This is a genomic window from Streptomyces sp. NPDC001732 (assembly GCF_053596315.1).
In genome coordinates this window covers 122,336-144,157 of the sequence record NZ_JBSFFY010000014.1, presented here as the reverse complement: position 1 = coordinate 144,157, position 21,822 = coordinate 122,336, and the positions used below count along the sequence as shown (strand labels likewise).

Genomic DNA, 21,822 nt, shown 5'->3' with positions numbered 1-21,822 from the left:
CAGCACACCGCCGGACCGCACACCGGTGCGGTCGGGACCGACGGAGAGGGCTGGAACAGTTATGGAAGAGCCGCGTCGCCTCGGCGGCCGGTACGAGCTGGGCTCGGTGCTCGGCCGTGGTGGCATGGCCGAGGTCTATCTCGCACACGACACCCGGCTCGGCCGCACCGTAGCTGTGAAGACGCTGCGGGCCGACCTGGCCCGCGACCCGTCCTTCCAGGCCCGGTTCCGCCGTGAGGCCCAGTCCGCCGCCTCGCTCAACCACCCGGCGATCGTCGCCGTCTACGACACCGGCGAGGACTACGTCGACGGGGTCTCCATCCCGTACATCGTCATGGAGTACGTGGACGGATCGACGCTCAGGGAACTCCTGCACTCCGGCCGGAAGTTGCTGCCCGAGCGCACCCTGGAGATGACCGTCGGCATCCTCCAGGCACTGGAGTACTCGCACCGCGCGGGCATCGTCCACCGGGACATCAAGCCGGCGAACGTCATGCTGACGCGCACCGGCCAGGTCAAGGTCATGGACTTCGGCATCGCCCGCGCCATGGGCGACTCCGGCATGACGATGACCCAGACCGCCGCCGTCATCGGCACCGCCCAGTACCTCTCCCCGGAGCAGGCCAAGGGCGAGCAGGTCGACGCGCGCTCCGACCTGTACTCGACCGGCTGCCTGCTCTACGAGCTGCTGACGGTCCGGCCGCCCTTCGTCGGGGACTCGCCCGTCGCGGTCGCCTACCAGCACGTACGGGAAGAGCCGCAGAAGCCCAGCAACTTCGACCCCGAGATCACGCCCGAGATGGACGCGATCGTGTTGAAGGCCCTGGTCAAGGACCCCGACTACCGCTACCAGTCGGCCGACGAGATGCGCGCCGACATCGAGGCGTGCCTCGACGGCCAGCCGGTCGCCGCCACCGCGGCGATGGGCGCGGCCGGTTACGGCGGCTACGACGGTTACGGCGGCAACGACCAGCCCACCACCGCGCTGCACGCCGCCGACCAGAACGGCGCGGCCACCTCCATGCTGCCCCCGGTCAACCCGGACGATGGCGGCTACGGCTACGACGACCGGCCCGACCGGCGTCGGCAGAAGAAGAGCAACACCTCGACGATCCTGCTGGTCGTCGCGGGCATCCTGGTGCTGATCGGGGCGATCCTGATCGGCAGGTCGGTGTTCAGCGACACCAACAGCAGCGGCGAGATCGATGCGCCGAACCTGGTCGGCACGACCGTGAAACAGGCGCAGAAACTCGCCGACAACGCCAATGTCACCCTGAAGATCGGCTCGCGCGAGCCCTGCGAGGAGCAGGACGCGGGCAAGATCTGCAGCCAGACCCCGGACGCCGACGCGAAGATGGAGGAGAAGGAGACCATCACGGTCGTCGTCTCCACCGGAGCGCCGAAGGTCGAGGTCCCGGACGTCGTCGAGAAGACGGAGGCGACCGCGCGCAAGGACCTGGAGGCCAAGGGCTTCACGGTGACCGTCAACACGATCGAGTCCGAGAAGACCCCGGGCACGGTCATCAAGCAGAACCCCGAGGGCAACTCGAAGGCCGAGCGGAACTCCGAGGTCACGATCACGGTCGCCAAGGAAGCCACCCTGGACCTTCCGGACGTCCGCACCCGTACGTACGAGGCGGCCGAGGCCCAGCTCAGGGGCATCGGGTTCACCAACATCTCGCGCACCGACATCGACTCGGACCAGCCGGCGAACACGGTGGTCGAGCAGACCCCGGGCGTCGGCAAGCAGGCCAAGGACGTGCAGATCGTCCTGAAGGTCTCCAAGGGGCCGCAGCAGCCGGAGAAGGCCACGGTGCCCGATCTGCAGGGCAAGACCCTCGGGGAGGCGAAGGCCCTGCTGACCCAGGCGGGTCTGCAACTCGGCCAGGTCCAGGGTCCCGGTGACGACAACGCGAAGGTCCTCGGCTTCCAGCCCGGACCGGGCCAGCAGGTAGACAAGAACAGCGCGGTCAACGTCCAGACCATGCCGGGCGGTGGAGACGGCAACATCTTCGGCGGCCCGTCCGGCTCGCGGAAGCACTGACCCCGTACCGCACCGAACGCCATCGGGCCCCGGCACCTCACGGTGACCGGGGCCCTTTGTCGTCCCTGCTCTTCTTGCTCTTCTTGCTCTGCTTGCCCTAGCGCAGCTCCGCCGGCTTCGTGCGGTCCTTGTCCACCTTCTCGGTGCGGACCAGTTCGCCCCACACGATGTAGCGGTACTTCGAGGTGTAGACCGGCGTGCAGGTCGTCAGCGTGATGTAGCGTCCGGGCTTCTTCGCGCCCGAGCCCTTCGGTACCGGCTGCAGGACGTCGACGTCGTACTTCGACGTCTCGGGAAGCTCCTCGAAGACCTTGTAGACGTACCAGGTGTCCCTGGTCTCGAAGACGATCGCGTCCCCGGTCCGCACCTTGTCGATGTTGTGGAACTTGGCGCCGTGCCCGTCGCGGTGTGCCGCCAGGGTGAAGTTGCCCTTCTTGTCCCACGGGAGCGCCGACTTCACCGGCTCCGTGTAGTAGCCCGCGATGCCGTTGTTGAGGTTCTCGGTGTCGGTGCCCTTCTTGACCAGGACCTCGCCGTTCTTCATCGACGGGACGTGCAGGAACCCGATGCCGTCCTTGGTGTCCAGCGCGCCCGGTCCGCCCGCCCAGCGGTCGCGGACGGTGTGGCCCTGCTCGGCGGCCTCGCGGTCGGCGAGCACGTTCGTCCACCAGAGGGAGTAGGCGACGAAGAGTCCCAGCACCAGGCCCGCGGTGATCAGCAGTTCACCGAAGACGCTGACCGCGGTCGCGACGGGGTGGCGACCCGCGCGCCGGGAAGGGGGCGTGGACTCGCCGACTCGCTCTTCGTCCTCGGTCCTCGCTGTCACCGCACCCGTCCCTGTCGTGATGTTGATTCAGCCCACGAGCGCGTCGGGCTTCCCCTTGCTGCGCGGTCGTTCGTCGACCATCTTGCCCCAGACGATCAAACGGTATGTACTCGTGAATTCCGGCGTACAGGTCGTCAGCGTGATGTACCGGCCCGGCTTGGTGAAGCCGGAACCGGCCGGCACCGGGTCGATCACCGAGACGTTGGACGGCGACGTCTGCGGCAGGATCCTCGTCATCTCGTACGTGTAGTACGCGTCCTGCGTCTCCACCACGATCGGGTCGCCGGGGTTCAGCCGGTTGATGTAACGGAACGGCTCGCCGTGGGTGTTGCGGTGGCCGGCCAGGGCGAAGTTGCCCTTCTCGGCCGACGGCATCGCCGTGCGGAGCGAGCCCTCTCCGTAGTGGCCGACCATGCCCCGGTCGAGGACCTTCTCCTTGCTGATGCCCTCGGCGATCGGAGCGACCACGTCCAGTTTGGGGATGTGGATGATGGCGAATCCCTGTCCCGCTTCGAACACACCGGGGTTGCGGTCGCCCTTGGCCCAGTCGTCCTGGATCTTGTGTGTCTCCTTGCCCGCGTACAGGTTGGCGCGCACGTTCGTCCACCACAGCTGGTAGGTGACGAACAGCAGCATCAACACGCCGAGCGTGATGAACAGTTCGCCGGTGAACCGGCTGGCGACCACGGCCGGGCTGTCCTTGGCCGCGCGTGCCGCACGCCGTGCCTCGACGCGCGACATCGGTCTGTCGGCCTGTGCCGCGGCCGTCGACGCGGTCCGTGCCGGGGCGTCGGTGCGGCGGCGACCGCGTCCCTTGGCCGCGCGGCGGCGTTCGGCACGGCCGCCGGGGCGTGGTTCCGAAGGCGTGTCCCCGGGGGCCGGCCCGGGGGCCTCCGGGCCCTGTCCGGGGTCCTCGAAGCGCTCCGTGCCCTTCGTCGGCACGGGGTCCGGGCCGAAGTCCGGTTCGTCGACGACCGGCAGAACGACCGTTCCGTCGTCGGCCGGGAAGGGGCCCGGCTCGTGGACGGTCGGCAGGACGGCCGTTCCCTCCTCGGCGGAGAAGGCACCCGGGAAGGCACCTGGGGAGGGGGCCGGGTAGGAGGAGGGGCCGGGCCGGGCCGGGGGCACCGGAGCGGGCGCGGGCACAGGAGCGGGCGCGGGTGCCGGAGCGGTCTGCTGCCCGTACCAGTCCCGTTCGAACCCCTGGGGGTCGTACCACTCGTCCGGAACGCCCCCGGGATCCCGTGCCCCCTGCGCCGCCGACGGCTGCGCGGGCGACTGCGCCTGTGGGGCGGGCGGCGTCCCGGACCACTGCTGCGGAGCCGGGTTCCGGTGCCGTCCTCGTCCCGCCTCCGGTGCCTCGGCCTCCTCGGGGCGGATGTTGTCCGCCCTGAACCACGGCGAGGCGTGCTGTCCGGGCAGCGGATCGCTCAGCGGGTCCGCCATCCGGTCGGCCGTCGCCTCGAACACGCCTGCGGCCTCGTACGTCCCTTGTTCGTACGGGCCGTCCCGTCCTGCTTCGTGTTCGGGGCGGAGCGGGGTCACGCGACGGCCTTGCCCACCACCGGCGCGAGCCCCGCCGACCTCGCGACGGCCCCGGTGTCGCCGCACTGCACCAGCCAGTTGGCCAGCATCAGGTGTCCGTATTCGGTCAGCACCGACTCCGGGTGGAACTGCACGCCCTCCACCGCCAGTTCACGGTGGCGCAGCCCCATGATGATGCCGTCGGCCGTACGCGCCGTCACTTCCAGCTCCGGAGGTACGGTGCCGGGCTCGGCGGCGAGCGAGTGGTAGCGGGTCGCGGTGAAGGGGGACGGCAGGCCGGCGAAGACCCCCACGCCCTCGTGCGTCACCGGCGAGGTCTTGCCGTGCAGCAGCTCCGGGGCACGGCCCACCACGCCGCCGTACGCCACCGCCATCGACTGCATCCCCAGGCAGACCCCGAAGACCGGAACGCCCGTCGCCGCGCAGTGGCGGACCATCTCGACGCAGACGCCCGCCTGCTCCGGGGTGCCGGGGCCGGGCGAGAGCAGAACGCCGTCGAAGCCGTCCTGGGCGTGCGCCGTCGTCACCTCGTCGTTGCGCAGCACCTCGCACTCGGCACCGAGTTGGTAGAGGTACTGGACGAGGTTGAAGACGAAGCTGTCGTAGTTGTCCACCACGAGGATGCGGGCGCTCACTGGCCGCCCTCCGTCCCTGTCGAGCCGTCGACCGTCACGTCACCGAACGGGAGCAGAGGTTCCGCCCAGGGGAAGACGTACTGGAAGAGCACGTAGACGACCCCCAGCACCAGTACGAGCGAGATGAGCGCACGCACCCATGTGTTGCCCGGCAGATGCCGCCAGATCCAGCCATACATGCTGTCCCCTCCATTCGGTACGGAACCAGACTAAGGGGCCGCGGCGGAAGCGGGGGTCAGCTGTGGAAAGCCGTCGGTCTGCCTTCCGTCACGGGCTGGGTGGCGTCGAGGTGCGCCCAGGCGATGAGCCGGTGACTGCTGCCCCATTCGGGATCGCAGGTGGTCAGGGTCAGATAGCGTCCGGGCCCGTCGAAGCCGGACCGGCGGGGTACCGGGGCGATGACCCCGGTGTCGCTCGGCACGGTCCGGTAGGGCGGCTTCCCGATGCGGTACGTGAACCACGTCGTCCCGTCCGTCACCAGGACCGCGTCGCCCCGGCGCAGCTTCGGGAAGTCCTTGAACGGGTCCCCGTAGGTGCGGCGGTGTCCGGCCACCGCGAAATTGCCCGTTTCTCCCAAGCGTGCGGTGCCCCGGTAGTGGCCGAGACCTTTCTGCAGGGTTTTGACCTCGGTGTTCTCCAGGACGGGCCATTCCCACCCCTTGCCGAAGCGCGGTATGTACAGCATCGCGAACGGCTTGCCGTCCCGGTACGCGGCGGGGGCGGGGGGCTTCGCCGGCCCCGGGGAGGGCCGCGCCCCGGGCACGGGCACCGTTCCCCGCGACCACTGGCCGCGCAGGGCGTCGATCTCCTCACCGGCCGCGTCCGCCGCCTTCACGCCGGTCCAGAACAGCACGTACGCCACGAAGAGCACGATGAGTGCGCCGACGGTGATGCAGAGTTCGCTGAACGTCCTGACGACCAGTCGCACCGACACCGGGCCGGCCTCCCCACAGCTGCTCGCTACTTCACGGGCTCCGCGTAGTGGAGATCCACTGTGCCCGAGTAGCCGGGAAGAGTCACCGCCTCGTGCTCGTCCACTTTCCAGCCGAGCCCGTACGCCTTGACGTACAGCAGGTAGTTGCTGATCGCCGGGGAGTTGTTGAGTGCCTGCTTGAGGCTGCCCGGGTCGCCGATCGCGGTGATCTTGTACGGCGGGGAGTAGACCCGGCCCTGGAGGATCAGGGTGTTGCCGACGCAGCGCACCGCGCTCGTGGAGATCAGCCGCTGGTCCATGACCTGGATGCCCTTGGCACCGCCCTGCCAGAGGGCGTTGACGACCGCCTGCAGGTCCTGCTGGTGGATGACCAGGTCGTTGGGTTGCGGATCGGGGTAGCCGGGGCCGGCGGTGGCGTCGGGCGGGGCGTCGTTGAGGGTGACCGAGACCGAACGGCCGGTGAGCTTCGTGGTGCCCGCGGTCCGTTCGAGCTCCTTGAGCCGGGCGTCCTCCGCCTCGGTGCTGCCGTCGTCGCGCCGGGCGAGGGCGTCGATGTCCTCGCGCGCGGATGCGGTCGTCTCGTCCAGCTGGGCGTTCTTCTCGCTGCGCTGCTGGATGAGGTCGGAGAGCTTGAGCAGCGAGGAGTCGGTGCGGATGTTGGTGCCCTTGGCCGTGTTGGCGCTGGTGACGAAGATCAGCCCGGCGAGGGCGAAGACGGCAGCGGTGAGCACTCTGGCCGGGTGCCGGAAGGTGCGCCGGACCGGCCCTTGGGGGGAGTCGGCAGAATTGCTCAACGTACCCTTATCTCCTTAGGCGCCACGGAAGCACTACGCTAACGGACGCCCGGGAAAGGCAGCAGTCCCCCTCGCGCCCGCCCCGGCGCCAGCCACAGTTACCTGCGCGGTCACGCAGCGCATCGACAGGAGAGTTCCTCGTGCCGAAGTCACGTATCCGCAAGAAGGCCGACTTCACGCCCCCTCCGGCGAAGCAGTCAACCAACATAAAGCTGACCAGCCGCAGCTGGGTCGCGCCCGTGATGCTGGCGCTCTTCCTGATCGGGCTGGCCTGGATCGTCGTCTTCTACGTGACCGACGGCGATCTGCCCATCGACTCGCTGGGCAACTGGAACATCGTCGTCGGCTTCGGCTTCATCGCCGGTGGCTTCGGCGTCTCCACACAGTGGAAGTAGTGCCGTCCCGCGTCTGAACGCACAGCGGGGCCCCGTCCCGCAACCCTTGCCCCGAGTTACCCACAGCGTTATCCACAGGCAGGGGAAAAGGTCAGACGATCTGTGGATAACCCTCCGGCTGTTGACGCCGATGTGACTGCAGTCTCCCTCATCGAGGGAGGGAGCGCCCCTTGTCCCTGCTGGAAAAACCCGGCTTGGCGACAAGGGGCACAGTTGTTCCCACAGAGTGCACAAGATCCGGCACCCGCTGTGGACAACTCCCGTCACAGACGATCACAACCGGTCCGATCCGAACGGTCGACGGCCCGGCACGGACTCTCCTGCAGGGCCCCCGCTCAAGTCGGCACGGCTTGAGCGGGTCGGCTGCCCGGCACGACTGGCCGGGTCGGCCCGTCCGCTCGGGCCGCCGCACCCGCTCAGGTCAGCGCGGCCGTTCTGGCGAGGACGATGAGGACGGTGGCCGCCAGGACGAGGGCACAGGTGCCGTACTGCACCAGTCCGCGCCGCTCCCGGGGGGCGTGCACCATGCCGATCGCGATCAGCGTGCCCGCGATCAGGCCGCCGACATGGGCCTGCCAGGCGATTCCGCCCCAGGGGTTGAACGTGATGACCAGGTTCACCGCGAGGAGCACGAGGACCGGGCGCATGTCGTAGTTGAGCCGGCGCATCAGCACGGCGGTGGCGCCCAGCAGGCCGAAGATCGCCCCGGAGGCGCCGAGCGAGCCCTGCACGGGCGCGGAGAGCCAGTAGGTGAGAGCACCGCCCGCCAGCCCGGAGATCATGTAGAGCGCGAGGTAACGGGCGCGGCCGAGCGCCGCTTCCAGCGGGCCGCCGAGCCACCACAGGCCCAGCATGTTGAACATGATGTGCCACACCTCCTGGTGCAGGAACATCGATGTCACCAGCCGGTACCACTGGCCCTCTGCCACGCCCTCCAGCGGGCCGCCGAAGTGGGTCGTGGCCCGGCCGAGCAGCATCAGCTCGTCGACCAGCCCGGTGCCCTTCGCCAGCACCGCGATGTACACCGCGATGTTGAGGCCGAGGAGGATCTTGGTGACGAGGCGGGGATCGGCCGTGACGCTGCCGCCCGCGACGGTGCGCGGGCGGTCGGCGGCCGGGTGGTGCCCCGTACCGGATCCCCGGCGGACGCAGTCCGGGCACTGGAAGCCGACCGAGGCGCCGACCATGCACTCGGGGCAGATCGGGCGGTCGCAGCGGGTGCAGCGGATGTTCGCCTCGCGGCCGGGGTGGCGGTAGCAGCCGAGCGAGCCCTCCGCCTCGGCGAACCGGTCCGGGCCCCCCGGCGGCTGCTGGTCCATCGGTCCCATCGCTTCCCGGTCCCTTCGGTCCTCCGGCGTCCGCACGCACGACGCCGCCCTGCTCGCCCCGGTACGTGAACAAGTACCGCTATGCAACAAGTACGGACGAGCAGGGCGTTTGGTTCCCGGGAGGACGATCAGAAAGTGATCGTCCGATGACCTGCGGTGATCAGCGGCTCTCGATGACGACCGACTCGATCACGACGTCCTCCACCGGACGGTCGGTGCGGGGGTTGGTCTGCGTGGCGGCGATGGCATCCACGACCTTCTTGCTGGCGTCGTTGCTGACCTCGCCGAAGATGGTGTGCTTGCCGGTCAGCCAGGCGGTCGGCGCCACGGTCACGAAGAACTGCGAGCCGTTGGTGCCCGGACCGGCATTGGCCATGGCCAGCAGGTACGGCTTGGTGAAGGCGAGGTCGGGGTGGAACTCGTCGGCGAACTCGTACCCCGGACCACCGGTGCCGTTGCCCAGCGGGTCGCCGCCCTGGATCATGAAGCCGCTGATGACGCGGTGGAAGACGGTGCCGTCGTACAGCTTGTCCGTCGACTTCTTGCCGGTCTGGGGGTGCGTCCACTCGCGCTCGCCCTTGGCGAGCTCGACGAAGTTCTTGACCGTCTTGGGCGCATGGTTCGGCAGAAGCTCGATCTCGATGTCGCCCTGGTTGGTCTTCAAGGTGGCGTAAAGCTTCTCGGCCACGATCTGCCTTCCGTGAGTCTTCGGTGACGTTCAAGCCGTCGGTGACGTCCGGGTCGCCCGTGCCGTGCACCGCACGGTCCCCGAGGTGCGCAGCTCGGCCCTCGGGGACGTTCCGATCCTCGCACGGACCGCCCGCCCCGGCCCCCGGCCGCCACCGGCGGACACACCGCGCTCACCTCCCTGCCCGATTCCGCTCCCCCCGTACGGCGCCGCGGGCACGACCGGAACCCCTCCGCCCGCCGCGGCACCGACGCACCGCCCCGTACAGCTCCCGTACAGCTCCCCGCAGCAATAAATGCGGCCAAGTGCGTGAGAAGCAGAGCAGACCGTGCTGAACCGTGGCATTGTCGGCGAGAGGCTCCCCTTGCACCGCATTGCCCGACGGCATCACCCGTGATCCGGATGCCCCGGATGGCCGCCCCGCATGCCGTACCGGAATCCGGCGGGCATGATCTCGAAATGGGTGGAAAGGCGGAGTACCCACCCGCCACCAAGGAGGAGGATCCCGTGACCCGCATCGACAGCGTGCGCGCCGCAACCGACTCGGCGAAGGACAGCGTGCAGCACGCCGCGGAAGTGGTGGCGCCCTACGCCGAAACGGCCAAGGAGCAAGCCGCACACCTCGCGCACGAGGCCCGCACCCTGCTCGCGCCGAAGGTGTCCAAGGCGGCCCGGCAGGCCCGCATCCAGTACGACGCACATCTCGCCCCGCGCATCGAGACGGCCCTCACCCACGTGCCCCCCAAGGTCGACGAGGTCGGCCGCCGGGCCGCCCTGCACACCCGCCGGGCCGCCCGCAGCGCCGCGGACTACACCGTGCCGCGCGTCGAACACGCGATGGCCCTCGCCCAGCCCATGGCCGAGGAGGCATCGGCCCGCAGCGCCGCCGCGCTCGCCGCACTGCGCGGACAGGTCACGGCGCAGGAGATCCGGCAGCTGGCCAGAAAGCACGAGCGGCGGGCGAGGGCCGGGCGGCTGCTCAAGTGCTTCGCCGTGACCGGCCTCGTGGCGGGCGTCGCCTACGCCGCCTGGCGCTGGTGGGACAAGCAGGCCAACCCCGACTGGCTGGTCGAGCCGACCGCCCCCACGGAGGTCTCCGACCGTCCGCCGCTGACCTCGGTCGACGGCAGCGGCCCGACCCCGCCCGACCCCGAGGCCCGGACCGAGGACGAGAACGACGGGACCGGCGGCCCGGACGACCGCCCCTGAGCCGCCTCCCGTCCCGCCGGACCCGTGTCCACAAGCCCTCGGGCTTCATGTGGACACGGGTTCGCCCCTTCCACGCACAGAACCCCCTCCGACCGTGTTTCCACAGGTGGGAGGGGGTTCCAGAAGTGGAGCCTAGGAGATTCGAACTCCTGACATCTGCCTTGCAAAGGCAGCGCTCTACCAACTGAGCTAAGGCCCCGAAAACGGACAGCACCGGACACTCCAGCGTCTCGGTCACCGCCGCAGACCCACAGTACCGGGTTCCCCCCGCATTCCTGCAAAAGGATAGGGACTCCCGGTCGGCGACCACTCTCCGTAAGATGCTCGACGAGGTTCGCAGCAGCGAAGCCGCAGCGAAGGGGAGACGCCATGGACGCAGCGCAGCAAGAGGCCACCGCAAGAGCCAGGGAACTTCAGCGCAGTTGGTACGGGGAGCCCCTCGGCGCGCTCTTCCGTCGGCTGATAGACGACCTCGGCCTGAACCAGGCCCGGCTCGCCGCCGTCCTCGGACTGTCCGCCCCCATGCTCTCCCAGCTGATGAGCGGCCAGCGGGCGAAGATCGGCAACCCCGCCGTCGTCCAGCGCGTCCAGGCGCTCCAGGAGCTGGCCGGCCAGGTCGCGGACGGCAGCGTCAGCGCGGGCGAGGCCACCGACCGCATGGAGGAGATCAAGAAGTCCCAGGGCGGCTCCGTCCTCACCGGCACCGGCCAGACCTCTCACACCGGCGGCGCCCCCACCGTCCGGCGCGTGGTCCGCGAGATCCAGTCGCTGCTGCGGTCGGTCGCGGCGGCCGGCGACATCATCGACGCCGCGGACTCCCTCGCCCCGACCCATCCCGAACTGGCAGAGTTCCTCAGGGTGTACGGCGCGGGGCGCACCGCGGACGCGGTGGCGCACTACGAGGGCCACCAGAGCTAGGGATGTTCGTCCGGATCGGGCCGGGCACTGCCTCCGAAAACCGGTCGTGGGACCGAAACGGGAACTGGGAGCGGGCACAGCGCAATGGGTGAGGTCTTCGCCGGTCGGTACGAACTGATCGATCCGATCGGACGTGGTGGGGTCGGTGCCGTCTGGCGGGCCTGGGACCACCGCCGCCGCCGGTACGTGGCGGCCAAGGTCCTCCAGCAGAGCGACGCGCACACGCTGCTGCGCTTCGTCCGCGAACAGGCCCTGCGGATCGAGCATCCGCATGTGCTCGCCCCGGCCAGCTGGGCCGCGGACGACGACAAGGTCCTGTTCACCATGGACCTGGTGAGCGGCGGTTCGCTGGCCCATGTCATCGGCGACTACGGGCCGTTGCCTCCCCGTTTCGTCTGCACCCTCCTCGACCAGCTGCTGTCCGGGCTGTCCACGGTGCACGCGGAGGGCGTCGTGCACCGGGACATCAAACCGGCCAATATCCTGATGGAGGCGACCGGTACCGGCCGTCCGCATCTGCGGCTGTCCGACTTCGGCATCTCCATGCGCAAGGGCGAGCCCCGGCTCACCGAGACCAACTACGTGGTGGGGACGCCCGGTTACTTCGCGCCCGAGCAGATGATGGGCGCGGAACCCGACTTCCCCGCGGACCTGTTCGCGGTCGGGCTCGTCGCGCTGTATCTGCTCCAGGGGAAGAAGCCCGACTCCCAGGCGCTCGTCGAGCACTTCGCCGCGCACGGCACCCCGGGGGCCCCGGAGGGGATTCCCGAGCCGTTGTGGCAGGTTCTGGCGGGGCTGTTGCAGCCGGACCCGCAGGCCCGGTTCCGTACCGCGACGGGCGCGCGCAAGGCGCTGACGGCCGCGGTCGAGATGCTGCCCGAACCCGACATCGACGACGAGCCCGTCGAGGTCTTCGACCAGATCGGGCCGCTGCCCGAGGGATTCGGCCCGTCGGGACCGATCACGGCCCCCGCGCAGAACCCGCAGAACCCCCAAGCCTCGCAGAACCCACAGACCCCACAGAACCCGCAGGACGTACAGCCCGCGCAGCAGGGAGCAGTGGCGGAGCAGCCCCCCGCCCAGCCCCCGGTTTCGATGTCGGAGACGGGCAGCTTCCACCTCCCGCCGCCTCCGCAACAGCCCACACCGCCGCCCCAGCAGGCCCAGCCGGTCCCACCCTCCACTCCGGCCCCGGCGCACACGGCTCACCCCTACGCCCCGCACCCGGCGGAGTTCTCGCAGGCCCCCACGACCGCCGTGCACCACGAGCCGGCGGCCACCCGGGCCTACACCGCCGGGCAGCCGCAGATCCCCGCGCCCGGCGCTTCCCCGCACCCCGCGCCCCCCGCACCCGCACCCGCACCCGCGCCCGCGCACACCCCGCAGAAGCGGCCGGGACCGCCCCTGAAGGTGGCGGTCCCGATCCTGATGGTGGCGCTGGTCTGCTTCGCGGTGGGCATCTGGGCACTGACCCAGAGCTAGGGCCTTTCGTCCGGACCGGACCGGACTGGCCGGGCCCGGTCCGGATCAGGAAGCGGGGCCCGGTGCACCGACGGCCCCCTACCAGCCCTGCGGCGGGCCCCCGTACGGTGCCCGGCCGTCCCCGGCCGGGGCGGCCGTCGCGCGGCGCCGGGCCAGCAGCGTCCACGCGCCGAGTCCGAGCACCAGCACCGAGCCCGCGCCGATCCCGGCCGCGCCGATCAGCTTCATCCGGTCGCTCCTGGCGGCCTGGGAGCTGCTCTTGCCGTCCCTCGCCATGTCCTTGTCGTCCTGCGTGACCGAGAAAGGCCCGGCGTCCCCGGCGTACGGCGAACTCCCGGCCTTCCCCTCGACCTTGATCCTGAGGGTCAGCGGAATCGCCTTGTCGCCGTACGCCTTCGCGACCTTCGGGTTGAGCGTCACCGAGAGGTAGTACCAGCCGGCGAACCGCATGGCGCTGACGCTTCCGTCGGAGTCGTAGCGGTTCTCGTACGCCACCGGGGGCAGCGGGTCCAGCGACACGGACGCGGGCTTCCCGGAGTACGACAGCGGCGACGCGGAGTCGACGTGGCCGTGCGCCGGATTGTCCAGGGACATCGCGAGCGCGCTGCTGACGTACTCGTCCGAGGCGTTGTTGTTGCTCAGGTCGGCGGTGGCGAAGATCTGCTGCCCCCAGTCCACCGGAATCCGGTAGAAGAGGGTCTGCCCCGGCCGGATGCCGTCCTTCTCCTGCCACTCGCCGGTGTCCAGGCCGGTCGCGTCGTAGTAGCTGGTGCCGCCCGACCGTTTCTGGGGGGCGGTGGTGGGCGGCACGGGGGAGGCCGAAGGCCAGTCCTCCGGCGCCTCGGTCGGCATCGAACCGGCCGACTTCAGCTGCGGCTCCGCCTCGTAGCGCAGCTCCAGCTGCCACGCGTCGGGGGTCGACGTCGCCTTGCTCTCCCGCTCGATCAGGACGTTGTACGTCCCGGCCTCCTGGCAGGTGCTGTTGTCCTTCTTCATGAGCCGGTAGGCGTACGCCGCGATCGGACGCGGGAACTCCGCCGACTCGAACCGCGCGTTCTCGGAGCTGCACTGGAGGTCCGTGTTGTCCCGGATGCTGACCGTGATGCCGTCCCCGTAGGCGACCTGGCCACCGCTCCCCGGCACGGCGACCGCCGAGACGTAGGCGTTCGTTTTCGCGTCGAGGTTCAGGCGGTAGTAGAGCTTCTCGCCGGGCCTGATCGAGCTCCGGTAGACCGATCCTGACGTCAGCGCCGGAGCCTCGGTACTGACCTCCGCACCGTCGATCTTCTCCGCCCCGGGATCGAAGGCGTACGCACCGGCCTCCCCGGCCGCGTAAGCCTGCCCCGGCAGCGCCACCGCCGCGCACATCGCCGCGACCGCGGCCAGTGCCACCCGGCCCCTGTTGCGCTGCCTCATCACGCGCTTCCCCTCGTCGTCCGTGCGGCCCGTCCGCGACGCCCGCGCAGCAACACGAACCCCACGATCACCACCACCGCGGCGCCCGCCCCGACAGCGGCCGCAATGCCGGTCCATCCTGCCCCGCCCGTACCACTGCTGTCTCCGGCACCGTTGGAATTGCCGCCCTTGTCCGCCTTCTCGGCCACGACGGGCGCGTGGTGGCCGGGGCCCGCCGACTCGTTCCCGAACACCGGCACCCGCAGCACCAGCCCGATCCGCGGGCTCTCCGCGACCCGCGCCCCGGCGTCACGCCGGTTCACACTCCCGCGGCCGCGGTACGACGACGGCGCCGCCTCGGCCGGTTCCGTGTCCCCACCCGTGCCCCCTCGACCGAAAAACCCAGCCGCTTTGCTCCGGCAACTTATCTATTTGCTCGGGTGAACTCAAGAGGCACGGGCGTCACGGTCCCGCAACAGCACGAAGCCCCGGCCGCTCAGCGACCGGGGCCCGCAATCAGGCTGTTCTCGTCTCACACACCCGAACCTGCGGGCACGGAGTCGGTCGCCTCCGTCCACAGATCCTGCTCGGCGCGATCCGCCTGGATCTGGCGGTACACGAGGAGCCCGCCGATGGCGGCCAGTGCGACCAGGAGAAGCTTCTTCACCGCGCGACCTCGTCTTTCCTTGACGTAGGGGACTTCTGCCGCCCGACTATACACACCGACCGATATCAACCGGTGACCTGCCCGTGGCCCAACTGGCGCCCGGCGGAAAGCGGTCGCCCAGGGTCCGCCCCCGGCCCGCGGACACCCTCGCGGACCGCCTCCCGACGCCCGTCACGAGTCCGTACGGGCCGGTTGAACCATACGAGTGGTGTTCATCTGAAGATCCGCGCACCGGTGGCGTGGGTCCGGGAAATCGCGGGCCACATACACATCATCAGAAAGGCAAGCAAACCGGACCACCCGAAAGTGAGGGGCCATGAGCACCTTCAAGCCCAAGAGCATCTGGACCGCCTTCATCACCGCCTTCTTCGCGCTTCTCGCCGCACTGGGCCTCATGAGCACCACGGCGACGGCCACGGAGAACGGCGCCGTGGAGCCGACCGCCACGAACCAGAAGCACACGGGTGCGACCGCGGCAACCGCGACCATCCCGTCGATGCGACAAGCCCTTCCGCGTGACAGGGCGCTGCCGCCCACGATGAAGCAGCGCATCCGCGCCGAGGCACACGGCTCCTCGCCCGCCACCCGCCATCTGCCCGACGGCACCACGAGCACCGACGGCACCATGGACACCAACACCGCCGCGGGCGCCGACACCGCCACGCGCATCGACAGCACTGTGAACACCGAAGGCACCACGAACACCAGCGCCATTGCCCGCACCGGAGGCACCACCCGCACCAGCGGCAGGACGGATGCCGGAGGCACCACGCGCACCAGTGACCTCGCCGGCGCCGCCGCCGGAGCCCCGGCGGGGGACGCGTCCCTCCTCCCGCCGTGACAGCCTTACGGCCGCACGACCGATGCCCGAGCCCCCGGCGCCCCGCCCGGGGGCTTCTTCGTGCCCCCGCAACCCATCACCGGGCCTCCCCGCGCCTCCCGGCCCACCACCGGGCCGCCTCACCCCTGCCGAGCCCCGCCGGGAGAGCCCTGCCCACACCAGCCGGCCCACCCCACGACCGGCCCGGCACCAACCCGCCCCGCACAGCACGACACAGGCGACGGAACACGTCGCACCACTCCACAACGCGGAAGGCCCGGAATCTCCGAGGAGATTCCGGGCCTTCCGTTGTCACTGTGGGGCTAACAGGATTTGAACCTGTGGCCTCATCCTTATCAGGGATGCGCTCTAACCAACTGAGCTATAGCCCCGCCGCGCTGCGCGCTGACCTCTGAAGATTAGCGCACGTCGGGGCCAGTCCCAAAATCGATACCCCGCGCCCTACTCGTCCTCGGCCAGAGTGAGCTCGACACCGCCCACAAAACCCGCCGACAGGTTGTAGATGAAGGCGCCCAGCGTCGCCAGCGCGGTCGCCAGAACCACGTCGATCACCGCGATGACCGAGGTGAAGATCAGGACCCTCGGCAGCGACAGGAACGACTGGAGGTCGAAGCCGTTGCTGTCGCTGGAACCGGTGGCCTCGCTGATCGTGCCGCCCACGGTGGAGAAGACGCCCATCGCGTCCATCACCATCCACAGCACCGCCGCCGCCACCACCGTGCAGATGCCCAGCGCGATGGAGAGCAGGAAGCTGACCTTCATCACCGACCACGGGTCGGCCTTGGCCACCCGCAGACGGGCCTTGCGGGTGCGCGGGGTAGTCCGCGCACCCGTACGCGGACGACGGGCTGCCTGCGCGGCTCCGGCGCCCCGTGCGCCACCCTGCGTCCCGCCCGCGGGCGAGGGGTACGCCTGCGGCGGGTGGTACGGCCCGCTCGCCTGCCCCGGTGCGGGCGCACGCTCGCCCGGCAACGGCCCGGCCGCGTAACCCTCGTACTGGGGCTGAGGCCCCCGGGTGTCCGTCACTGTGCCCCCTTGGGAGTCCGTGGCAGGGCCACGGGCACCGTTCGCTCCGGAAGCGGCCGAACCGGCGCCCGTGGCTCCACTCACGCTCTACTCCTCGTGCTCCCCGGTCGAAGGCGAGGTGCCTTCGACACTGCCCTCGACAGCCTCCGCCGTCGCGGCCCCGGCGTCCTCGGACCCCTCGGCCTCCTCGGCCTCTTCGGCCTCGGCTTCGGCGTTGCGCGCGATGCCCACGACGGCATCCCGCTTGCCCAGATTGATCAGTTGGACGCCCATGGTGTCACGGCCCGTCTCCCTGACTTCATTGACTCGCGTGCGAATCACACCGCCGCCGAGCGTGATGGCGAGGATCTCGTCCGACTCCTCGACCACCAGCGCGCCGACCAGCGAACCGCGGTCCTCCACGATCTTGGCGGCCTTGATGCCCAGACCGCCGCGGCCCTGGACGCGGTACTCGTCGACGGGAGTCCGCTTCGCGTACCCGCCGTCGGTGGCAGTGAACACGAACGTACCCGGCCGGACAACATTCATCGAGAGCAGTTCGTCGCCCTCGCGGAAACTCATGCCCTTGACGCCCGAGGTCGCACGGCCCATCGGGCGCAGCGCGTCGTCCGTCGCAGTGAACCTGATCGACTGGGCCTTCTTGCTGATGAGCAGCAGGTCGTCCTCGGCCGACACCAGCTCCGCGCCGATCAGCTCGTCGGCCGTGCCCTCGGCACCGTCCGCCGTCTCCCGCAGGTTGATGGCGATGACACCGCCGGAACGGGGCGAGTCGTAGTCCTTCAGCGCGGTCTTCTTCACCAGGCCGCCCTTCGTGGCCAGGATCAGGTACGGCGCGGCCTCGTAGTCGCGGATCGCCAGGATCTGGGCGATCCGCTCGTCCGGCTGGAAGGCCAGCAGGTTGGCGACGTGCTGGCCGCGGGCGTCCCGGCCGGCGTCCGGCAGCTCGTACGCCTTCGCCCGGTACACCCGGCCCTTGTTGGTGAAGAACAGCAGCCAGTGGTGGGTCGTCGACACGAAGAAGTGGTCGACGATGTCGTCTTCCTTGAGCTTCGTGCCCCGCACGCCCTTGCCGCCCCGCTTCTGCGAGCGGTAGTCGTCCGTCTTCGTGCGCTTCACATAGCCGCCACGCGTGATCGTGACGACGATGTCCTCCTCGGCGATCAGGTCCTCGATGGACATGTCGCCCTCGAAGGGCACCAGCTTGGAACGCCGGTCGTCGCCGAACTTCTCGACGATCGCCGCCAGTTCCTCGCTGACGATCCGCCGCTGCCGCTCGGGCGACACCAGGATCGCGTTGTACTCGTTGATCTTCGCCTGGAGCTCGTCGTGCTCCGCCGTGATCTTCTGGTGCTCCAGCGCGGCCAGCCGGCGCAGCTGCATCTCCAGAATGGCGTTCGCCTGGAGCTCGTCGATCTCCAGCAGGCCCATCAGGCCCTCGCGCGCCACCTCGACCGTCTGGCTGCTGCGGATGAGCGCGATGACCTCGTCGATCGCGTTCAGCGCCTTGAGCAGACCGAGCAGGATGTGCGCCCGCTCCTCCGCCTTGCGCAGCCGGAAGCGCGTACGCCGGACGATGACCTCGATCTGGTGCGTCACCCAGTGCCGGATGAACGCGTCGATCGAGAGGGTCCGCGGCACGCCGTCGACCAGCGCCAGCATGTTGGCGCCGAAGTTGGTCTGCAGATCGGTGTGCTTGTACAGGTTGTTCAGGACGACCTTGGCGACCGCGTCCCGCTTCAGCACGACGACCAGGCGCTGACCGGTGCGCGACGAGGTCTCGTCACGGACGTCGGCGATCCCGCCGATCTTGCCGTCCTTCACCAGGTCGGCGATCTTCTGCGCCAGGTTGTCAGGGTTGGTCTGGTACGGAAGCTCCGTGACGACCAGGCACTGCCGGTTCTGGACCTCCTCGACCGCGACCACCGCGCGCATCGTGATCGAGCCGCGGCCCGTGCGGTACGCCTCCTCGATGCCCTTGCGGCCCACGACGAGCGCGCCGGTCGGGAAGTCCGGCCCCTTGATCCGCTCGATCAGCGCGTCCAGGAGCTCCTCCTGCGAGGCCTCCGGGTGCTCCAGGTACCACTGCGCACCCTCCGCGACCTCGCGCAGGTTGTGCGGCGGGATGTTGGTCGCCATGCCGACCGCGATGCCCGCAGAACCGTTGACCAGAAGGTTCGGGAACCGCGCCGGCAGAACCGTCGGCTCCTGGTTGCGGCCGTCGTAGTTGTCCTGGAAGTCGACGGTCTCCTCGTCGATGTCCCGGACCATCTCCATGGACAGCGGCATCATCTTGCACTCGGTGTACCGCATGGCCGCGGCCGGGTCGTTGCCCGGAGAACCGAAGTTGCCGTTGGAGTCCACCAGCGGCATCCGCATCGACCACGGCTGCGCCAGGCGCACCAGCGCGTCGTAGATCGACGAGTCGCCGTGCGGGTGGTACGTGCCCATGACGTCGCCGACGACACGGGCGCACTTGTAGAAGCCCTTCTCGGGCCGGTAGCCGCCGTCGTACATCGCGTACAGCACCCGGCGGTGGACGGGCTTGAGACCGTCCCGCACGTCCGGCAGCGCACGCGAGACGATCACGGACATCGCGTAGTCGAGGTAGGAGCGCTGCATCTCCGTCTCGAGCCCCACGGGCTCGACACGCATGCCCACACCGGCGACGGCGGGCTCCTCTTCGGGTGTCACAGGGGTGTTCTCGTCGGCCATTGCTGGTCAAAGTCCTTTCGAGCGGCGGCTTGGCTGGTACGGCCGACTCAGATGTCGAGGAAGCGGACGTCCTTGGCGTTGCGCTGGATGAACGAACGCCGCGCCTCGACGTCCTCGCCCATCAGCACCGAGAAGAGGTCGTCGGCCTGCGCCGCGTCGTCCAGCGTGACCTGGCCGAGCACCCGGTGGTCGACGTCCATCGTGGTGACGCGCAGCTCCTCGGCGTTCATCTCGCCGAGGCCCTTGAAGCGCTGGATCGAGTCTTCCTTGATCCGCTTGCCGTTCTGCTTGCCCAGCTCGACCAGGGCGTCGCGCTCCCGGTCCGAGTACGCGTACTCGAAGTCGTCCCGGCCCCACTTGATCTTGTAGAGCGGCGGACGGGAGAGGTACACGTGCCCGGCCTCGACCAGCGGACGCATGAAGCGGAAGAGGAACGTCAGCAGCAGGGTGTTGATGTGCTGGCCGTCGACGTCGGCGTCCGCCATCAGGATGATCTTGTGATAGCGGAGCTTCTCGATGTCGAAGTCCTCGTGGACCCCGGTGCCGAAGGCCGAGATCAGCGCCTGGACCTCGGTGTTCTGCAGGATCTTGTCGACCCGGGCCTTCTCGACGTTCAGGATCTTGCCGCGGATCGGCAGGATCGCCTGGTACATCGGGTTGCGGCCGGACTTCGCCGAACCACCGGCGGAGTCGCCCTCGACGATGAAGATCTCGCACTTCGTCGGGTCGTTGGACTGGCAGTCGCTCAGCTTGCCCGGCAGCGAGGCGCTCTCCAGCAGCCCCTTGCGACGGGTCAGATCGCGCGCCTTGCGGGCCGCGACCCGGGCGGTGGCCGCCGCGATGCCCTTGCGGACGATGTCGGCGGCCTCGTTCGGGTTGCGGTCGAACCAGTCCGTGAGGTGCTCGTGGACCACCTTCTGGACGAAGGTCTTCGCCTCCGTGTTGCCCAGCTTGGTCTTCGTCTGCCCCTCGAACTGCGGCTCGCCCAGCTTCACCGAGATGATCGCCGTCAGACCCTCGCGGATGTCGTCGCCCGTGAGGTTGTCGTCCTTCTCGCGCAGCAGCTTCTTGTCCCGCGCGTACTTGTTGACCAGCGTGGTCAGCGCGGCGCGGAAGCCCTCCTCGTGGGTACCGCCCTCATGCGTGTGGATCGTGTTCGCGAAGGAGTAGACGCCCTCGCTGTACTGCGTGTTCCACTGCATCGCGATCTCGGCCGAGAGCATGCGCTCCTTGTCCTCGGCCTCGATGTCGATCACCGACTGGTGAATGACGTCGCCCTTGCGGGAGTTGAGGTACTTCACGAAGTCGACGATGCCGCCCTCGTAGTGGTACGTGACCCTGCGGACCTGCTCCGCCTCGGCGCCCTCGGCCACCTCGGCGACCTCCGCGCCCAGCGTCGCCTTCGCCGACTCGCGCTCGTCGGTGAGCCTGATCGTCAGGCCCTTGTTGAGGAACGCCATCTCCTGGAAGCGGCGCGACAGGGTCTCGAAGGAGTACTCGGTCGTCTCGAAGATGTCCCCGTCGGCCCAGAAGGTGACGGACGTGCCCGTCTCGTCGGTGGCCTCGTTGCGGGCCAGCGGGGCGGTGGGCACACCGAGCTTGTAGTCCTGGGTCCAGCGGTAGCCGTCCGTCCTGACCTCGACGGCCACCCGCGTGGACAGGGCGTTGACGACGGAGACGCCGACGCCGTGCAGACCGCCGGAGACCGCGTAGCCGCCCCCTCCGAACTTGCCGCCGGCGTGCAGCACCGTCAGCACTACCTCGACCGCGGGCTTTTTTTCCGACGGCACGATGCCGACCGGGATGCCGCGGCCGTTGTCGATCACTCGGACCCCACCGTCGGCGAGGATCGTGACGTCGATCGTGTCCGCGTGCCCGGCCAGGGCCTCGTCGACCGAGTTGTCGACGACCTCGTACACGAGGTGGTGGAGGCCGCGCTCACCGGTCGAGCCGATGTACATGCCGGGTCGCTTGCGGACCGCGTCCAGGCCCTCCAGGACAGTGATCGCACTGGCGTCGTACGAGGCGGACGCCTCGCCGGTGCCTGGGGTCTCGCCCATGGCGGCGGCCTCGGCGTCCTCACCGGATGCGGACGGAATGTTCTCGTTGGGGTTGCCGGAATCGGCCACGAAGCGCCCTTTCTGGCACAGCACAGGCCGTTCTCCGGGCAAACGGGAGCGGCTGCGTCGTTCGGCTTGTAATCGACGACTCCCGCAAGGACGCGGGATTGTTCACCAGTCTACCGGTAGCGCTGACATGAATGGGGGTTTGCGGGTACCTGAGTCCGCATGTGCCGCCCTCAACGAGCGGCTGACGACTCCCCATATTCAGGATGGTGCCTCAAGCGGCTCACGCGGGCCTTGAGCGCTTCGGCCTGTCAACC

19 protein-coding genes, 2 tRNA genes and 1 pseudogene are annotated in these 21,822 nt (G+C 69.5%); 6 read left to right on the top strand and 16 right to left on the bottom strand.

What is annotated here, in order from left to right; translation table 11 throughout:
• Positions 1-61: 61 nt before the first annotated feature.
• Positions 62-2,044, top strand: a complete 1,983-nt coding sequence (gene pknB / locus ACWCXX_RS17070) for a Stk1 family PASTA domain-containing Ser/Thr kinase (protein ID WP_451127875.1) — start codon at positions 62-64, stop codon at positions 2,042-2,044.
• Between the two features lie 97 nt (positions 2,045-2,141).
• Here the strand turns inward: pknB and ACWCXX_RS17065 are convergent, their stop codons facing one another.
• From ACWCXX_RS17065 to ACWCXX_RS17040, 6 genes are read right to left on the bottom strand one after another with little or no spacing between them, the layout of a single operon-like run.
• Positions 2,142-2,870 carry a class E sortase gene (locus ACWCXX_RS17065; RefSeq protein WP_451127873.1) on the bottom strand — a complete coding sequence of 243 codons (729 nt, stop codon included), beginning with the start codon at positions 2,868-2,870 and terminating at the stop codon, positions 2,142-2,144.
• A 27-nt stretch (positions 2,871-2,897) separates the two neighbouring features.
• Positions 2,898-4,415 (bottom strand): class E sortase, encoded by a 1,518-nt coding sequence (locus ACWCXX_RS17060; protein ID WP_451127871.1) that lies wholly within the window; start codon positions 4,413-4,415, stop codon positions 2,898-2,900.
• Positions 4,412-5,050, bottom strand: a complete 639-nt coding sequence (locus ACWCXX_RS17055) for an aminodeoxychorismate/anthranilate synthase component II (protein ID WP_451127869.1) — start codon at positions 5,048-5,050, stop codon at positions 4,412-4,414. Before ACWCXX_RS17055 ends, ACWCXX_RS17060 begins: the two co-directional genes overlap by 4 nt.
• Entirely contained in the window at positions 5,047-5,229 is a 183-nt protein-coding gene (locus tag ACWCXX_RS17050) for a hypothetical protein (protein ID WP_148836937.1), read from the bottom strand. The genes ACWCXX_RS17055 and ACWCXX_RS17050 overlap by 4 nt, the downstream gene beginning before the upstream one ends.
• Before the next feature lie 56 nt (positions 5,230-5,285).
• Positions 5,286-5,984 carry a class E sortase gene (locus ACWCXX_RS17045; RefSeq protein WP_451127867.1) on the bottom strand — a complete coding sequence of 233 codons (699 nt, stop codon included), beginning with the start codon at positions 5,982-5,984 and terminating at the stop codon, positions 5,286-5,288.
• A 26-nt stretch (positions 5,985-6,010) separates the two neighbouring features.
• Positions 6,011-6,778: a DUF881 domain-containing protein gene (locus ACWCXX_RS17040; RefSeq protein ID WP_451127865.1), complete on the bottom strand. Its 768-nt coding sequence runs from the start codon at positions 6,776-6,778 to the stop codon at positions 6,011-6,013.
• A gap of 140 nt (positions 6,779-6,918) precedes the next feature.
• On the opposite strand from ACWCXX_RS17040, the gene crgA reads away from it, so the two are divergent.
• Complete coding sequence (gene crgA / locus ACWCXX_RS17035) at positions 6,919-7,173, top strand: cell division protein CrgA (protein ID WP_451127863.1); 255 nt, start codon at positions 6,919-6,921, stop codon at positions 7,171-7,173.
• Positions 7,174-7,589: 416 nt separating this feature from the next.
• On the opposite strand, the gene ACWCXX_RS17030 is transcribed toward crgA, so the two are convergent.
• Together ACWCXX_RS17030 and ACWCXX_RS17025 are read right to left on the bottom strand one after the other, a co-directional pair.
• Positions 7,590-8,492, bottom strand: coding sequence for a rhomboid family intramembrane serine protease (locus ACWCXX_RS17030; protein ID WP_451127910.1), 903 nt, complete (start codon positions 8,490-8,492; stop codon positions 7,590-7,592).
• A 169-nt stretch (positions 8,493-8,661) separates the two neighbouring features.
• Complete coding sequence (locus ACWCXX_RS17025; RefSeq protein ID WP_451127861.1) at positions 8,662-9,189, bottom strand: peptidylprolyl isomerase; 528 nt, start codon at positions 9,187-9,189, stop codon at positions 8,662-8,664.
• A gap of 507 nt (positions 9,190-9,696) precedes the next feature.
• Between ACWCXX_RS17025 and ACWCXX_RS17020 the strand changes: the two genes are divergently transcribed.
• Positions 9,697-10,398, top strand: a complete 702-nt coding sequence (locus ACWCXX_RS17020; protein ID WP_451127908.1) for a DUF5324 family protein — start codon at positions 9,697-9,699, stop codon at positions 10,396-10,398.
• Between the two features lie 126 nt (positions 10,399-10,524).
• Here the strand turns inward: ACWCXX_RS17020 and ACWCXX_RS17015 are convergent.
• Positions 10,525-10,597: transfer RNA gene (locus tag ACWCXX_RS17015), tRNA-Ala, on the bottom strand.
• A 170-nt stretch (positions 10,598-10,767) separates the two neighbouring features.
• On the opposite strand from ACWCXX_RS17015, the gene ACWCXX_RS17010 reads away from it, so the two are divergent.
• On the top strand, positions 10,768-11,316 hold the full coding sequence (locus ACWCXX_RS17010) for a helix-turn-helix domain-containing protein (RefSeq protein ID WP_384226763.1): 549 nt from the start codon (positions 10,768-10,770) through the stop codon (positions 11,314-11,316).
• Positions 11,317-11,400: 84 nt separating this feature from the next.
• Complete coding sequence (locus ACWCXX_RS17005) at positions 11,401-12,798, top strand: serine/threonine protein kinase (protein WP_451127858.1); 1,398 nt, start codon at positions 11,401-11,403, stop codon at positions 12,796-12,798.
• A gap of 78 nt (positions 12,799-12,876) precedes the next feature.
• Here ACWCXX_RS17005 and ACWCXX_RS17000 read toward each other — a convergent pair whose 3' ends face one another.
• The 3 genes from ACWCXX_RS17000 to ACWCXX_RS16990 all read right to left on the bottom strand — a co-directional run bounded on the left by ACWCXX_RS17000 (position 12,877) and on the right by ACWCXX_RS16990 (position 14,860).
• On the bottom strand, positions 12,877-14,214 hold the full coding sequence (locus tag ACWCXX_RS17000) for a hypothetical protein (RefSeq protein WP_451127856.1): 1,338 nt from the start codon (positions 14,212-14,214) through the stop codon (positions 12,877-12,879).
• Entirely contained in the window at positions 14,214-14,516 is a 303-nt protein-coding gene (locus ACWCXX_RS16995) for a hypothetical protein (RefSeq protein ID WP_451127854.1), read from the bottom strand. Before ACWCXX_RS16995 ends, ACWCXX_RS17000 begins: the two co-directional genes overlap by 1 nt.
• A gap of 209 nt (positions 14,517-14,725) precedes the next feature.
• On the bottom strand, positions 14,726-14,860 hold the full coding sequence (locus tag ACWCXX_RS16990) for a DLW-39 family protein (protein ID WP_003958712.1): 135 nt from the start codon (positions 14,858-14,860) through the stop codon (positions 14,726-14,728).
• A gap of 316 nt (positions 14,861-15,176) precedes the next feature.
• On the opposite strand from ACWCXX_RS16990, the pseudogene ACWCXX_RS16985 reads away from it, so the two are divergent.
• Positions 15,177-15,506, top strand: a pseudogene (locus ACWCXX_RS16985) (DUF6344 domain-containing protein); the annotation flags it as partial.
• Positions 15,507-15,998: 492 nt separating this feature from the next.
• Here ACWCXX_RS16985 and ACWCXX_RS16980 read toward each other — a convergent pair.
• The 4 genes from ACWCXX_RS16980 to gyrB all read right to left on the bottom strand — a co-directional run bounded on the left by ACWCXX_RS16980 (position 15,999) and on the right by gyrB (position 21,592).
• Positions 15,999-16,072 (bottom strand) — tRNA-Ile (locus ACWCXX_RS16980).
• A 70-nt stretch (positions 16,073-16,142) separates the two neighbouring features.
• A complete protein-coding gene (locus ACWCXX_RS16975; protein WP_451127852.1) occupies positions 16,143-16,727 on the bottom strand; it encodes a DUF3566 domain-containing protein in 585 nt (194 codons plus the stop codon).
• Positions 16,728-16,814: 87 nt separating this feature from the next.
• Positions 16,815-19,439, bottom strand: a complete 2,625-nt coding sequence (gene gyrA, locus ACWCXX_RS16970) for a DNA gyrase subunit A (RefSeq protein WP_451127850.1) — start codon at positions 19,437-19,439, stop codon at positions 16,815-16,817.
• A 47-nt stretch (positions 19,440-19,486) separates the two neighbouring features.
• Positions 19,487-21,592 (bottom strand): DNA topoisomerase (ATP-hydrolyzing) subunit B, encoded by a 2,106-nt coding sequence (gene gyrB / locus ACWCXX_RS16965; protein ID WP_451127848.1) that lies wholly within the window; start codon positions 21,590-21,592, stop codon positions 19,487-19,489.
• Positions 21,593-21,822: the final 230 nt, after the last annotated feature.

Bases quoted from the DNA above. Each gene is read 5' to 3' on its own strand.
- pknB (WP_451127875.1), top strand. From the start codon at position 62: ATGGAAGAGCCGCGTCGCCTCGGCGGCCGGTACGAGCTGGGCTCGGTG.
- ACWCXX_RS17050 (WP_148836937.1), bottom strand. From the start codon at position 5,229: ATGTATGGCTGGATCTGGCGGCATCTGCCGGGCAACACATGGGTGCGT.
- ACWCXX_RS17030 (WP_451127910.1), bottom strand. From the start codon at position 8,492: ATGGACCAGCAGCCGCCGGGGGGCCCGGACCGGTTCGCCGAGGCGGAG.
- ACWCXX_RS17010 (WP_384226763.1), top strand. From the start codon at position 10,768: ATGGACGCAGCGCAGCAAGAGGCCACCGCAAGAGCCAGGGAACTTCAG.
- ACWCXX_RS17005 (WP_451127858.1), top strand. From the start codon at position 11,401: ATGGGTGAGGTCTTCGCCGGTCGGTACGAACTGATCGATCCGATCGGA.
- ACWCXX_RS17000 (WP_451127856.1), bottom strand. From the start codon at position 14,214: ATGAGGCAGCGCAACAGGGGCCGGGTGGCACTGGCCGCGGTCGCGGCG.
- gyrA (WP_451127850.1), bottom strand. From the start codon at position 19,439: ATGGCCGACGAGAACACCCCTGTGACACCCGAAGAGGAGCCCGCCGTC.